Source organism: Halomonas sp. IOP_14, from assembly GCF_021021315.1.
Lineage (GTDB): Bacteria > Pseudomonadota > Gammaproteobacteria > Pseudomonadales > Halomonadaceae > Vreelandella > Vreelandella titanicae.
The window spans coordinates 42,839-57,131 of the sequence record NZ_JAINWD010000009.1 but is presented as its reverse complement, the minus strand read 5'-3'; the positions used below and the strand labels follow the sequence as shown (position 1 = coordinate 57,131).

Annotated in this window: 14 protein-coding genes; 12 read left to right on the top strand and 2 right to left on the bottom strand. The window is 57.0% G+C overall.

Features of this window, described 5'->3' with window-relative positions; translation table 11 throughout:
- The first annotated feature begins 39 nt into the window (after nt 1–39).
- The 12 genes from K7H09_RS09190 (at nt 40) to K7H09_RS09135 (ending at nt 12,637) form a co-directional block, all read left to right on the top strand.
- A complete protein-coding gene (locus tag K7H09_RS09190) occupies nt 40–990 on the top strand; it encodes a sugar-binding transcriptional regulator (protein WP_039859300.1) in 951 nt (316 codons plus the stop codon).
- A 192-nt stretch (nt 991–1,182) separates the two neighbouring features.
- On the top strand, nt 1,183–2,502 hold the full coding sequence (locus K7H09_RS09185) for an ABC transporter substrate-binding protein (protein ID WP_009287275.1): 1,320 nt from the start codon (nt 1,183–1,185) through the stop codon (nt 2,500–2,502).
- Nucleotides 2,503–2,572: 70 nt separating this feature from the next.
- Nucleotides 2,573–3,463 carry a carbohydrate ABC transporter permease gene (locus K7H09_RS09180; RefSeq protein ID WP_009287276.1) on the top strand — a complete coding sequence of 297 codons (891 nt, stop codon included), beginning with the start codon at nt 2,573–2,575 and terminating at the stop codon, nt 3,461–3,463.
- Nucleotides 3,464–3,492: 29 nt separating this feature from the next.
- On the top strand, nt 3,493–4,359 hold the full coding sequence (locus K7H09_RS09175; protein ID WP_039859301.1) for a carbohydrate ABC transporter permease: 867 nt from the start codon (nt 3,493–3,495) through the stop codon (nt 4,357–4,359).
- 12 nt (nt 4,360–4,371) lie between these two features.
- The gene (locus tag K7H09_RS09170; protein ID WP_022520497.1) at nt 4,372–5,523 is read left to right on the top strand and encodes an ABC transporter ATP-binding protein; all 1,152 of its coding nucleotides are present in this window, start codon (nt 4,372–4,374) and stop codon (nt 5,521–5,523) included.
- A complete protein-coding gene (locus K7H09_RS09165; RefSeq protein WP_039859302.1) occupies nt 5,520–6,203 on the top strand; it encodes an HAD family hydrolase in 684 nt (227 codons plus the stop codon). The genes K7H09_RS09170 and K7H09_RS09165 overlap by 4 nt, the downstream gene beginning before the upstream one ends.
- A gap of 13 nt (nt 6,204–6,216) precedes the next feature.
- Nucleotides 6,217–7,002 carry an L-iditol 2-dehydrogenase gene (locus K7H09_RS09160; RefSeq protein WP_039859303.1) on the top strand — a complete coding sequence of 262 codons (786 nt, stop codon included), beginning with the start codon at nt 6,217–6,219 and terminating at the stop codon, nt 7,000–7,002.
- A gap of 7 nt (nt 7,003–7,009) precedes the next feature.
- Nucleotides 7,010–7,630: a nucleoside triphosphate hydrolase gene (locus K7H09_RS09155; RefSeq protein ID WP_039859344.1), complete on the top strand. Its 621-nt coding sequence runs from the start codon at nt 7,010–7,012 to the stop codon at nt 7,628–7,630.
- 107 nt (nt 7,631–7,737) lie between these two features.
- Nucleotides 7,738–9,243 carry a mannitol dehydrogenase family protein gene (locus tag K7H09_RS09150; RefSeq protein ID WP_230804483.1) on the top strand — a complete coding sequence of 502 codons (1,506 nt, stop codon included), beginning with the start codon at nt 7,738–7,740 and terminating at the stop codon, nt 9,241–9,243.
- Entirely contained in the window at nt 9,243–10,730 is a 1,488-nt protein-coding gene (gene xylB / locus K7H09_RS09145) for a xylulokinase (protein ID WP_230804482.1), read from the top strand. The genes K7H09_RS09150 and xylB overlap by 1 nt, the downstream gene beginning before the upstream one ends.
- Nucleotides 10,731–10,750: 20 nt before the next feature.
- Nucleotides 10,751–11,704 carry a transaldolase gene (gene tal / locus K7H09_RS09140; protein ID WP_009287280.1) on the top strand — a complete coding sequence of 318 codons (954 nt, stop codon included), beginning with the start codon at nt 10,751–10,753 and terminating at the stop codon, nt 11,702–11,704.
- Nucleotides 11,705–11,794: 90 nt separating this feature from the next.
- A complete protein-coding gene (locus tag K7H09_RS09135; protein ID WP_009287281.1) occupies nt 11,795–12,637 on the top strand; it encodes a fructosamine kinase family protein in 843 nt (280 codons plus the stop codon).
- 53 nt (nt 12,638–12,690) lie between these two features.
- Here the strand turns inward: K7H09_RS09135 and cynS are convergent, their stop codons facing one another.
- Both cynS and K7H09_RS09125 read right to left on the bottom strand, forming a co-directional pair.
- Nucleotides 12,691–13,131, bottom strand: a complete 441-nt coding sequence (cynS, locus tag K7H09_RS09130) for a cyanase (protein ID WP_027959771.1) — start codon at nt 13,129–13,131, stop codon at nt 12,691–12,693.
- Nucleotides 13,132–13,175: 44 nt separating this feature from the next.
- On the bottom strand, nt 13,176–13,988 hold the full coding sequence (locus K7H09_RS09125) for a formate/nitrite transporter family protein (RefSeq protein ID WP_009287282.1): 813 nt from the start codon (nt 13,986–13,988) through the stop codon (nt 13,176–13,178).
- Nucleotides 13,989–14,293 lie beyond the last annotated feature (305 nt).

Genomic DNA, 14,293 nt, shown 5'->3' with positions numbered 1-14,293 from the left:
TTTATGACGTTTACCCACGACTGTTAGATGAGCCATCCTATGGATAAATTTGAGGTAAAGCTGGATCAGGCGGCCAGAGCCGCGTGGATGTCCTATGTAGGTGGAATGACTCAGGATGAGATCGCCAGCCAACTGGGTGTCTCAAGACCCGGTGTGCAGCGTTTATTGGCGTTGGCTCGCCAGGAGGGGTTAGTCAAAGTACATATTGATCATCCTATCTCTAACTGTATGGCGCTGGGCAGCACGCTGCGTGATCACTTTGGCTTGACCTTCTGTGAAGTGGTACCTGCCGATAGCCACGCAGCCGACGGCGCCGCCTCCTACCTGGCAGTCGCCGCTGCCGAGCGCATTGCGCAGCTGGTTGAACGCATCGAACCGTTGACTCTGTCGCTAGGCACCGGGCGTTCGGTGCGGGCAGCGGTGGAAGCACTTAGTCGTGTTGAGCGGCCCCAGCATCGCTTTGTGTCGCTGGTGGGTAATGTCGCCCGAGATGGTTCGGCCAACCGCTACGATGCAGTAATGGTGATGGCGGATAAAACCGGTGGTGAGCGCTTTTTACTGCCCGCGCCGGTGGTGGCAGAGTCGCTGGCTGAAAAAGAGGCAATGCTGGCCCAGCGTCTCTTTACGGCGATTGCCGATGTGGCGCGGCAGTCAGAAGCTGCCTTTATCGGCGTTGGGCGCATCGACCGCCAGGCCACGCTGTTTCAAGACCATTTTATTAGCGAAAGCGAGCTGGATGAACTGCTGGGACTGAAAGCGGTAGGGGAGTTGCTAGGCTGGCCGCTGAACCGTGACGGCGAGGTGATCGACTGTTCGATTACGCGGCGAGTTACCAGCCTTCCCCTGGAACGTTTTGGTAAGCATCATATGGTGGCGATTGCCGGTGGCCGCGAAAAAGCCCCGGCGATTCACGCCGCGTTGCGCGGCGGCTGGCTGAAGGGCTTGGTGACTGACGAAGTGGCTGCTCGGCAGATCGTTGAAGCACTCTAGGGCTTTCAAACCGCTCTAGGTCTTTAAAACCTAAGTGGGTGCACTGCAACATGCGTTAGGGGTAATGAATTAGCGTAAAGTCTAAGCTAATCGGCTTTGCTTTTTTTGGGCTTACGTACGATCATTTGTTCGATAGATGATCAATAAGATCAAGGCGACAACAATGCCAATACCAGCCCATAGGAGTGCTTTATGCGACTCGCACGTCACTTGCCCGTTACCACGCTAGCGGCCGCCATTGCCATGTCGGGCCATGCCCAGGCGCAAACCGAAATTACCGTGGCTACGGTCAATAACAACGATATGGTGATCATGCAGAGCCTCACCGAGGCTTTCGAAGAAGCTCACCCCGATATCACCCTGGACTGGGTGGTGCTCGAGGAGAACGTGCTACGTCAGCGGATGACCACCGATATTGCCACCGATGGCGGCCAGTTCGACGTGATGACCATCGGCACTTACGAAGTGCCTATCTGGGCAGAGCGCGGCTGGCTGTCTCCCCTGAATAACCTGCCCGACGACTATAACGAAGACGATCTACTGACCTCAGTGCGCGATGGTTTGAGCTTGGATGGCACGTTGCATGCGCTGCCTTTCTACGCCGAAAGCTCAATGATGTACTACCGTCAGGATCTGTTTGAGAAAGCGGGTATTGAAATGAGCGATCAGCCCACTTGGGAAGAGGTGCGTGAGTGGGCGGGCGAGCTGCACGGCAGTGAAGAGGGGGTAGCAGGGATCTGCCTGCGTGGTAAACCAGGTTGGGGCGAAAACATGGCCTTTGTTTCCACCCTGGTGAATACCTACGGCGGTCGCTGGTTTGACGAAGAGTGGAACCCTGAACTCAACTCTGAAGCCTGGGTCAACGCTATCCAGTTCTATGTCGATCTGCTCAACGACTACGGCCCGCCAGGCGCTAGCTCCAACGGCTTTAACGAAAACCTGGCGCTGTTCTCCCGCGGTAATTGCGCGATGTGGGTAGATGCCACCTCGGCCGCGGGCAAGCTGTATGACGGCAATGAGTCCGATGTGGCGGACAGCTTAGGCTTTGCCCCTGCACCCGTGGCAGAAACACCCAAAGGCTCACACTGGTTGTGGTCCTGGGCGCTAGCTATCCCAGCCTCTTCAGAGAATCAGGAAGCGGCGCTTGAGTTTATTACCTGGGCGACCTCGCAAGAGTACATTGAGCTGGTCGGTGAAACCGAAGGCTGGACCAGTGTCCCCCCCGGTACTCGTGAGTCGACCTACGCCAATGAGCAGTACACCGAAGCAGCCCCCTTTGCAGACTTCGTGCTGAAGGCTATTCAAGACGCCGATCCTACCGACTCCACCCTGGAACCCAATCCCTATGTGGGCGTGCAGTTTGTGGGCATTCCAGAGTTCCAGTCGATCGGCACTCAGGTAGGCCAAACCATTGCCGCGGCGTTGACCGGTGACACCACGGTGGAGCAGGCGCTAGACAGTGCTCAGCGTGCCACCGAACGCACCATGCAGCGTGCCGGTTATCTAGACTGATGTGACCCGCAGTGCCTGCCTTGGCTAACCCGGCAGGCATTGCCCCCACACTGTTTCTGCAGGTATTTCCATGAATAAAACACGTGCTTCTGGCCGGACGGTCGGCGGGCTACGGACGCTTTCGCTTCAAGCGCCTGCTGTAACGTTGCTATTGCTTTGGATGATTGTGCCACTGGGTATGACGCTATGGTTCTCCTTCCAGCGTTATAACCTGCTAATGCCCGGTATGACTGGCTTTGCCGGGTTGGAAAACTATGAATACCTTCTCACCGACCCTGCCCTTTGGGCCGCTATGGGCAACACGCTGCTGCTGGTGGGATGGGTACTGGCGATTACCGTGGTGGGCGGTACCCTGCTGGCGGTGCTGTTTCAGCAGGAGTTTGCGGGGCGCGGGATCGCTCGTGTGCTGGCGATCTCACCGTTTTTTGTAATGCCCACCGTGAGTGCCCTGGTGTGGAAAAACATGATGATGCATCCCTCTAACGGGGTGCTGGCGTGGCTGTCTGAGTCCATTGGCCTGCCCGCTGTCGATTGGTTCTCCTCGCTGCCGCTAACGTCAATTGTGATCATCGTTGCATGGCAGTGGCTGCCGTTTGCACTGCTGATTCTGCTCACTGCTATGCAGTCGCTGGATGAGGATCAGGTGGAAGCGGCGCGGATGGACGGCGCGGGGCCGGTGGCGATTTTCTTCTTTATCACTCTGCCGCATCTAAAGCGTGCCATCAGCGTGGTGATCATGATTGAGATGATCTTCCTGCTGACCATCTTTGCCGAAATTTTCGTCACCACCTCCGGTGGGCCTGGCTTGGCGACGACCAATCTGGCTTACCTGATTTACATTCGTGCGTTGCTGGATTTTGACGTAGGCACTGCCTCCGCCGGTGGGGTGATTGCGATCATTCTCGCCAATATCGTGGCGATCTTCCTGGTTCGTATGGTAGCCAAGAACCTGGAAGATTAGACCGGCACTTGTGTCTTGGGAGTACTTCGATGACAACATTAAGTTCCAAAACCGCAGCGCCACGCTCGGTGTCAGGGTGGCGGTCGACGCAAAGCAAGCGCATCTTGCTGACACTTTTGGGGTGGTCGGTGGCGCTGGTGATCTTCTTTCCGATTTTCTGGATGATCCTGACTGGCTTTAAAACGGAAACAGCGGCGATTGCCGACCCCTCGCTGATTTTTTCGCCCACCTTAGAGAGCTACCAGGATGTGCACGCGCGTTCCGGCTATGCACGCTTTGCGCTCAACAGCGTTGCGGTGGCATTTGGCTCAACGTTCTTCGCGCTGCTGATTGCGATTCCTTCAGCTTACGCCATGGCCTTTTTGCCCACTAAACGCACCAAAGGCACGCTGCTGTGGATGCTCTCTACCAAAATGCTGCCCTCGGTGGGTGTGCTGGTGCCGATTTATCTCATTTTCCGTGACGTTGGGCTGCTCGACACCCGCACCGGGTTAATCATCATCTATACCCTGATGAACCTGCCGATTGTGGTGTGGATGCTCTACACCTTCTTCAAGGATATGCCCAAAGACATTCTTGAAGCAGGGCGTATGGACGGCGCCTCCACCTTCCAGGAAGTGTTCTTTCTGCTGCTGCCACTCACGCTGCCGGGTATCGCCTCAACGGGCCTGCTATCGGTCATTTTGAGTTGGAACGAGGCGTTCTGGAGTCTCAACCTAACGACCTCAAGTGCTGCGCCGTTAACCGCCTATATCGCCTCATTCTCAAGCCCTGAGGGGCTGTTCTGGGCCAAATTGTCCGCCGCTTCCACCATGGCGATTGCGCCGATTTTGATACTTGGTTGGATGACCCAAAAACAAATGGTACGTGGCCTGACCTTTGGTGCCGTCAAGTAAAGGATATTCCTCATGGCAACACTACAACTGAACAATATTACCAAGCGTTTCGGCGACACCGAGGTGATCAAGGGCATCGATCTTGAGGTCAATGACCGAGAGTTTGTGGTCTTCGTTGGTCCCTCCGGCTGCGGTAAATCGACCCTGATGCGTATGATCGCCGGGCTGGAAAGTGCGACCGACGGTGATATTTTGATCGACGGACAGCGCATCAATGACGTTGGCCCCGCCGACCGTGGCCTCGCCATGGTGTTTCAGAGCTACGCGCTTTACCCGCATATGACGGTCGAGGGCAACATGGGCTTCAGCATGCGCCTGGCCGGGGTGCCCAAGGAAGAGCGACGCGCCAAGGTGCTGGAGGCGGCCAAAATTCTGCAGCTGGAGCCGCTGTTAGACCGCAAGCCCAAAGCGCTCTCCGGCGGTCAGCGCCAGCGGGTGGCGATTGGTCGGGCGATTGTGCGTAACCCCAGCATCTTTCTGTTCGACGAGCCGCTCTCCAACCTGGATGCCGCGCTGCGGGTGCAGATGCGTATCGAGCTGGCGCGTCTGCACGATGAGCTGGACGCCACCATGATCTACGTCACCCACGACCAGATCGAAGCCATGACCATGGCGGATAAAATCGTCGTGCTCCACGACGGTGTGGTCGAGCAGGTGGGCTCGCCCATGGCGCTCTACCATCATCCGCGCAATCGCTTTGTAGCAGGTTTTATCGGCTCGCCGAAAATGAACTTTCTGCCGGTAACGCTGACCAGCGTTTCGCCTGAAGGCGTAGGGATTCGTATGCCCGGCGGCGGTGAACGCAGCGTGCCGGTGGACGGTCAGCACCTTGAGGCCAACGCCCCCCTTGAGCTGGGTGTTCGCCCGGAACACTTAGTGCTTGAAGAGCAGGGGCCCCTGAGCGGCGAGATCAAAGTGCTGGAGCGGCTAGGTGGCCAAACCTCGCTCTATGTCCAGATGGACGACGAACTGATCACGATTATGGCCGATGGCGACGTGGCCTATCGGGTCAACGATACGGTGCATTTCGGCTTTGCCCCCGAGCGCGCCCACCTGTTTGACGCTGGCGGCCTGGCCTTGCCCAGCTTGCAACAGCACCCCTTGGCAGGGCTAACCCGACACGATAACCGCGCGCCCGGTTCGCCTTCTGAGGAGCCTGCATGAGGACACTCATCTTTGACTGTGATGGCGTGCTGGTCGACAGCGAGGCGCTGGCTGAAGGTACGCTGGTGGAGTATCTCTCCCGCTGGCTGCCCGATCTGAATATCGACCAGGAACTAGGCCAAGCGCTGGGGATGACCACGGCGGCTATTCTCGCTCATCTCGAAGCGTTAAGCGCCCACACGCTGCCGTCTGATGCCACCGAACAGGTAGATACCGCTATCGAGGCCCGCTTGGCGCAGGAGCTTAAAGCTATAGACGGCGCCGACAAGGCGATTCGTGGCATTACCTTGGAAAAGGCGGTGGTTTCCAACAGTCGACGCAGTCGCGTATTGGCATCACTGGCAAGCACAGGGTTGGCCGATGCGTTTGGCGAGGTGCCCATTTTTACCGCTGATCAGGTAGCGCATCCCAAGCCCGACCCCGCACTCTACCGATTGGCGGCATCCCATTTAGGCCAAGTGCCGCGTGACTGTCTAGTGGTAGAAGATAGCGTGGCCGGGGTGACGGCCGCCCGTGCTGCAGGTATGTGCGTGATTGGGTTTGTCGGCGCCAGCCATGTGGATGTTGATCAAGCGGCGCGCCTTACTCAAGTCGGTGCCTGGCGTATTTTAGAGCATATGCACGGCCTGGAAGCCTTGGTGGACGAGTGGCAAGCCAAGGCTTCCAGCTGTTCGCCTTAACGAGAGCATAACGATGAAACTAACCAATAAAATCGCGGTGATTACCGGTGGCGCGCGGGGCATCGGCCTAGCCATTGCCCAGCGTTATTTAAGCGAAGGCGCCAGCGTGGTTGTGGCGGATATCGATCGGGGCGCTATTGATGATGCTTTAGCGACGCTGCAGCAACAGGCGCCTGCCGAAAAAGTGATGGGGGTTGAGCTGAACGTCTGCGATCAGACATCGATTGACGCCATGGTCAAAACGGTAATAGAGCGCTTCAGTGGTATCGATATTTTGGTCAACAACGCTGCCATCTTTGATATGGCGCCGGTGCTTGAGGTGACCGAGGAAAGCTTTGATAAGCAGTTTGCGGTCAATACCAAAGGCATGTTTTTTACCCTGCAGGCGGTTGCCCGTTCGATGGTGGCCCGTGGTCAGGGGGGCAAAATTATCAATATGGCCTCCCAGGCAGGTCGCCGCGGTGAAGCCCTGGTAAGCGTTTACTGCGCCAGCAAAGCGGCTGTCATCAGCCTTACCCAATCCAGTGGTTTGGATCTCATCAAACACCGCATCAACGTCAACGGCATCGCCCCGGGCGTGGTGGATACGCCGATGTGGGAAGAGGTCGACGCGCTGTTTGCCCGTTTTGAAAACCGCCCGCTCGGTGAGAAGAAGCGCTTGGTGGGCGAGGCGGTGCCGTTTGGGCGTATGGGGCTTCCCGAAGACCACACCGGTGCGGCGCTGTTTTTGGCCAGCCAAGACAGTGATTACGTTGTTGCCCAGACACTCAATGTCGATGGCGGCAACTGGATGAGCTGAGGTGGCCATGACCCCTGATCTTGATACTTTAGCCCATCAGATTATTCGCGCCGCCGAAGGCGCCTCACGCTACCTGGTCGCGCTGGCAGGGCCGCCGGGGGCGGGGAAATCCTATCGCAGTGCTCAGCTCTGCGATGCCATTAATCAGCACCTGCCGGGCCAAGCTGGGCTAGTGCCCATGGATGGCTACCACTTCGATAACGCTGTGCTGGGCGAGCAGCAGGTGCCGGTAAAAGGCGCGCCCCATACCTTCGATGTAGAGGGGCTGCGCTGTGACCTCGAACGCATCCGCCAAGGGGGTCATCCGGTAGCTGTACCGGTTTTTGACCGCCCGTTGGATCTAGCCCGTGCCGGTGGACGACTAATCACCCTTGAGCAGCGCATCGTCATTGTCGAGGGCAACTACTTGCTGCTTGACCGCTCCCCCTGGCGTGAGCTGCGACCGCTGTTCGATTGGACGCTATATCTAGACGTTGATGACGTCGTGTTGGTCGATCGACTGATCAATCGCTGGCTTGAGATGGGCCAGGATCGCACCGGTGCGCTGGAGCGGACCCACCACAAAGATATGCTTAATGCTCAATTAGTGAAGAGTTGCTGTTTAACGCCTGACCAGCGCTGGCGCTAGTACTAGTACTTTGTGTTAGCCCCTTTGTGTTAACCCATTGATAGCGTCACTTGTTACCTGCCTTTATTCACCCCATCGCGCCAAGAAGGCCTTGGCTGGAGAGTCCCATGACCCGACTTAACAATCACAACCTGGGCAAGCTAACCGACGATGTTGCCAAATCTAATTACGTTGCCAAATCTCAATATGACCGCAAGACGCTCACCCCCGGCATCGTACATATTGGGGTAGGCGGCTTTCACCGCGCCCACCAAGCGATGTATCTGGATGCATTGATGAACCAGGGCGAAGCGCTGGATTGGGGCATTGTTGGTGTGGGCGTGATGCCCGGCGACAAACGCATGCAGCAGGCACTGGCAGCGCAGGACTATCTCTATACCCTGGTGGTCAAACACCCCGATGGCCAGTATGAGCCACGGGTCATTGGTAGTATGGTGAATTACCTGTTTGCACCGGAAGGCACTGAGACAGTTATCGAGCAGATGGCTGATCCGGCGATTCGCATTGTGTCATTGACGGTGACCGAAGGCGGTTACAATTTTCACCCGGTGAGCGGCGAATTCGACCTCGATAACCCCCAGGTACGCGCCGATCTTGCTAACCCCACCCAGCCCACCACCAGCTTCGGGCTGGTGGTGGAAGCGCTCGCCCGCCGCCGTGCGCGGGGTATCCCGCCATTTACCGTGATGTCTTGCGATAATATTCAAGGCAACGGCGACGTGGCCAAGCGCATGTTTGGCGCCTATGCCCTGGCGCGGGACGCCGAGTTAGGCGCTTGGCTTGCCCGTGAGGTGGCGTTTCCCAACGCCATGGTGGATCGCATTACTCCGGTGACGTCGCCCACGGATATTGATGAACTGAGTCAGCGCTTTGGCGTAGAGGACGCCTGGCCGGTAGTCTGCGAACCCTTCACCCAGTGGGTGTTGGAAGATCACTTCCCCCTTGGGCGTCCGGCGTTTGATAAAGTGGGTGTCCAAGTCGTGGAGGATGTCGAACCCTACGAACTGATGAAGCTGCGCCTGCTCAACGCCAGTCACCAGGCATTGACCTATTTTGGCTATTTAGCCGGATACCGCTACGCCCATGAGGTGTGCCAAGATCCGCTATTCGTTGATTTTTTACTGGGCTATATGCGCGAAGAGGGCACGCCGACCTTGGAGCCGGTACCGGGGGTTGATTTGGAAACCTACCGATTAACGTTGATTGAGCGCTTCGCCAACCCGCAAATCAAAGATACCCTGACACGGCTTTGCGCCGAGAGCTCTGACCGCATTCCTAAATGGTTAGTGCCGGTGATTCGCCAACAGTTGGCCCAGGGTGGAGAAATAGAGCGCAGCGCCGCCGTGGTGGCCAGCTGGGCGCGCTACGCTGAAGGGGTCGACGAGCAGGGCCAGTCCATTGATATCGTCGATCGCTTGAAAGCGCCGTTAATGGCGATTGCTGCCGAGAACCGCCAACGGCCAACGGCCTTTATCGAAAACCGCGAGCTGTTTGGTGACTTAATCGACAGCACTCGCTTTGTTGAAGCCTATTTAGCGGCCCTTAGTTCACTGCACGAACGTGGCGCACGCGCTACGCTAGAGGGTCTGGCGTCGTCCAAAGGAACAGTGTGATGTATATCGGGGTGGATTGCGGTACCCAAAGTACCAAAGTAGTGGTGGTAGACGTTGAGCGAGGCAAGATTCTCGCTGAAGCAAGCCGTCCTCACCGCTTGGAAGAGGGCGAAAATGGCCGCCGGGAGCAGGCGCCTGCGGAGTGGTTAGCCGCATTGAAAGCGGCGTTTTTTGCCGCGTTGGATAAAGTCGCTGTATCGGCTAGCCAAGTGCGCGGCATTGGTGTCTCAGGCCAACAGCACGGCATGGTCGCGCTCGATGGCGAAGGCGTGCCGGTCTATCCCGCCAAGCTGTGGTGCGATACTGAGACCAGCGCCCAGAATGCCGATTTAGTTACCCGCCTGGGCGGCGAGCCGGGCTGTTTGGAGAAGCTGGGGCTGGTGCTACAAACCGGCTATACCGCGTCTAAAATCGTTTGGCTGCGCGAGCATCATCCGGATGCGTATCGGCGCATCGAGAGCCTGCTGCTGCCCCACGACTACCTTAATTTCTGGCTCACCGGCGAACGGGTCACTGAGGCGGGCGACGCCTCCGGTACTGGCTACTTCGATACTCGTAAGCGTTGCTGGCAGCTGGATGTTTTTGCCGAGATGGCCCCAGAATTAGACCCGGCGCGGGTATTGCCCCGGGTGCTGGAAGCCCATGAACCGGTAGGCTTTGTACGCCCGGCCGTGGCCCGCGAGCTTGGGCTTGGCGACCAGGTTGTCGTCTCCTCCGGCGGCGGTGACAATATGTTGGGCGCCATTGGCACCGGCAATATTACTCCAGGGCTGATCACGCTGAGTTTGGGCACCTCCGGCACCGTTTGCGCTTACTCGGCTAACCCTGTTGAATGCGATAACTCCATGGTCGCCAACTTCTGTTCCAGCACCGGTGGCTGGCTGCCGCTGATCTGCACGATGAATGTTACTTCGGCCACCACGCGGGTGCGTGAACTGTTTGGCTTGGATCTGGCAGCCTTTGGCGAAAAAGTAGCCAGCGCGCCGATAGGCGCCGAGGGCGTTACCGTATTGCCGTTTTTCAACGGTGAGCGAGTGCCGATGTTGCCCGACGCCTCCGCGGACTTTCTTGGCCTGACCAGTCTGAATACCACCCAGGCTAATTTGTGCCGGGCCGTGGTGGAGGGGGCCACTTTCGGGCTACGCTATGGGCTGGAATTGTTGGGCGATTTAACCGCCGGAGCCAGCCAGATTCGTTTGATCGGTGGCGGCGCTAACAGCCCCGTTTGGCGCCAGATGGTCGCGGACATTACCGGTACCCAGGTGATTTGTCCTGAGATTACCGATGCGGCCGCGCTTGGCGCCGCAATACAGGCGGCCTGGTGCGACCAGCGTTCAGAGGGCGTAACCCTGGAAACGTTGTGTGAAAGATTAGTCCACTTGGATGCGCAGTCACTTGCTGACCCCCATCCTGAGCGAGTGGCCGCGTACCAACCGATTTATATGCGCTACTGCGCAGCACTTGAACAACGCCATGGCGGCGCTTAAACGCATACCAAGGAGATTTTATGACCAGCCAGCTGCAACAGTTAAAGCAACATTCGCTTGTCGTCGCCGACACCGGTGATCTTGAGGCTATTCGCCGCTATCAGCCGCAAGATGCCACCACTAACCCGTCACTGCTGCTCAAGGCGTTTAGTCTGCCCGGTTATCAAGCGCTGATCGACGAAGAGCTGAGCAATGTAAAAGCCTCGGTTGGCAGCCGTGAAGAGCAGGTCAAGCATGCCGTTGACCGCTTGGCGGTGGCCATGGGCAGTGAAATTTCCGCCGTTGTACCGGGGCGTGTTTCCACCGAAGTGGCGGCCCGTTTGTCGTTTGATACCCAGGCCAGCATTGCCAAGGCCCACGAGTTAATCGAGCTGTACGATGCCCGTGGCGTGTCACGTGACCGCGTGCTGATCAAGCTGGCGTCTACCTGGGAAGGCATTCGCGCCGCCGAGGTGCTCGAACGCGAAGGTATTCAGTGCAACCTGACGCTGCTGTTCAGCGATGCCCAGGCCCAGGCCTGTTTCGATGCCGGGGTGTTTCTGATTTCACCCTTCGTAGGCCGCGTGACCGATTGGTACAAAAAAGAGACCGGCAACGACTACACGTCGGAAAACGACCCGGGCGTTAAGTTTGTTCAAGGCGTTTGCCAGCGTGCCAACCAGGGCGGCTACGACACCGTGGTAATGGGCGCAAGCTTCCGTAATACCGGGCAGGTACTTGCATTGGCAGGCTGCCCACGGCTGACCATTTCGCCTGCATTACTGGAAGAGCTGGATGCCACCGAAGGCAGCGTTGCTGCGCAAATCCAAGCGAGTGAGGGCAGTGGCAAGCCTACCGAGCCATTGAACGAAGCCGCTTTCCGCTGGGGCCACAATCAAGATGCCATGGCCAACGACAAGCTGGCCGATGGCATCCGCCGCTTCCACGACGACCAGCTTGAGTTAGAGAGCCTGATCGATAAGCGGTTAGGCTGAAATATAAGCTAGCCCATAGCTTAAGCGCGTCGGGGTTAGGGGCCCCTAACCCCGACGCCGTTATACATTCGGGTACAGGGAGAAAGCCTTATGGATGCCACCCTGAGCCAACTGTTGGAATCTATCGAATTAACCCCCGCTGGCGATTTGCAGTCGCTCAGTGGGGGTGACATTGCTGCTGTATACCGCCTGGAGACCCGTCAGGGGCAGGTGGTGATTAAACACGACGATACGGCGCGGCTGCGTGGCGAAGCCGAAGGGCTGCGTGCGTTGCGTGGCGCCTGTTCATCGCTGGTAGTGCCAGAGGTGTTAGGTTTGGCAGAAGGCTGGCTGATCATGGAGTCATTGGACACCGTGCCCGCTGGGCAGAAGAGCGAAGCAGCGCTTGGTGAAGGGCTGCGCGGTTTGCACAGCGTGATTGGCGATGCCCACGGCTGGCATCAGGATAACGCTTGTGGGCGCACACCCCAGCCGAATGCCCCGCTCAGCGACGGTCGAGCTTTCCAGCGCGAGCGCCGCTTGCTCCCTCTGTGTGAGGCGTGCCACCAGCGTGGGCTATTGGACAGCGAGCTGCGTGGCCGTATCGAACGCTTGGCCCACGATTTGGAGCGCTGGCTGCCCGATGCGCCGCCCAGCTTGCTGCACGGTGATTTGTGGTCAGGGAATGTACTCTTCACTACAAAAGGGCCGGCGATCATCGATCCGGCAGTGTATCGCCACTACCCGGCAGTGGACGTGGCGATGCTGACGCTATTTGGCTCGCCGGGAGAGGCATTTTTTGACGCCTACTGGAACGGCGACGCCCCGACCAGCTGGCCGAGGCGTGAAGCTCTGTTTCAGCTTTACCCACTGTTGAATCACCTGGTGCTGTTCGGTGCCGGCTATCGTTCTGCGGTTGAACGCTGCGTGGCGAGGCTTGAGTCCTTCGCCTGACTTACCAGGGCTTATGTTTTTACCAGGACCTATGTGTTACCAGGATTTAGGTTTTACCAAGATTTATAGGGCAAAAACTTACCATTCAAGGTTAATAGTACCCGGTCGCCTTTGGGATCTTCGATTTTGTCGACCTCCATGGTGAAATCGATGGCGCTCATAATGCCGTCGCCAAATTTCTCCTGCACCACGTCTTTTAGGGTCTCACCGTACACACCAACGACTTCATAGAGGCGGTAGATAAATGGATCCTGGGGGATCGCTTCATCCCAGGCTTTAGTGGGAAAGGCCACTAAGGCTTCTGCCGCATCGCTCTCCACGCCAAGGGTGTCACACAGCTTAGCGGCAACCTCTTGGCTGGCGCTGTTCATGCCGTAACAGGCGGAAGCCACCCATACCGGCGACATGCCGACCGCTTTGCCAATATCTTCCCAGCTCATTTTTTTACGCGCTTTGGCGGCGAGCAGGGTGTGACGCATTTCGAGTTTATCCATTAGGGTTTCTCCTATAAAGGGGGCTTTGGCCTATTAGGCTGTGATCAAGACAGCACCTTTTTGGGCTGAGTACGGACGTGGGTGGTATAGAGAACCAAGCCAACCAGGGTTAGGCCGCCTACCAGGTTACCCAGTACCGTGGGGATTTCGTTCCACATAATGTATTGATACAGCGTGAAGTCAGCGCCCAGCATGAGGCCAATTGGGAACAGAAACATGTTGACCACTGAGTGCTCAAAACCAAGGTAGAAGAAGACAATAATCGGCATCCACATGGCCATGATTTTGCCGGAAACCGTTGTGGAGATGGCGGCACCTACCACGCCCATGGATACCATCCAGTTGCAGAACATGCCTCTCAGAAAAAGCACAATCCAACCGGCAAGCCCCGCCTCCTGATAACCCACCGTGCGGCTTTCACCAACGGCCATCATCGTTTGGCCGACAGCGTTGATCTCCTCTGTGCCGCCCATGGTGAAATTCAGGTAGCCGAAGGTGGCGATAAATAGGGCGCCCCCAAGGTTGCCAAGCCCTACCAGAGCCCAGCACTTCAGCATGCGCGGCAGTGTCACTCCGGGTCTTTTGTCGAGCCATGCAATTGGCACCAGCATAAAAACCCCGGTGAGCAGGTCATAGCCCATCAGGTAGAGCATCACAAAGCCCACGGGGAAGAGTAGTGCCCCAATCAAAAAGTGGCCTGTTTGCGTCGCGATGGTGATGGCAAAAATAACCGCCAACGCCAGAGTCGCTCCTGCCATAAAGGCGCGGATAAGCGTATCCCGGGTGCCCATATAGACTTTTGACTCACCCTGATCCACCAACTTGGTGACAAATTCACTGGGCATTAGATAAGACATAAATATGTCTCCTGTGTCATTTCGGTTAATTAACGCCTAACCCAAGAGTTTTAGTGTTTCCTGATAGGAGCAATAAAACCGATGGCTGCGCCGTCCTGGTGCAAAAGAGATTAAGCGTGTGGCGCTATCGCACTATCCACCCATCCAGTGCTATTTGTGTGCCAACTCGCGCATATGATTTCTAATATTTTGTTTTGAATGGATTAATTTATTTTTTAGAGGATGTTTTTGGAGCGTTTAAGGTGTTACGAAATATCGTAAACTACGATATTTCGTTGTTTTAGTGACGAAATGTCGTAACTGGC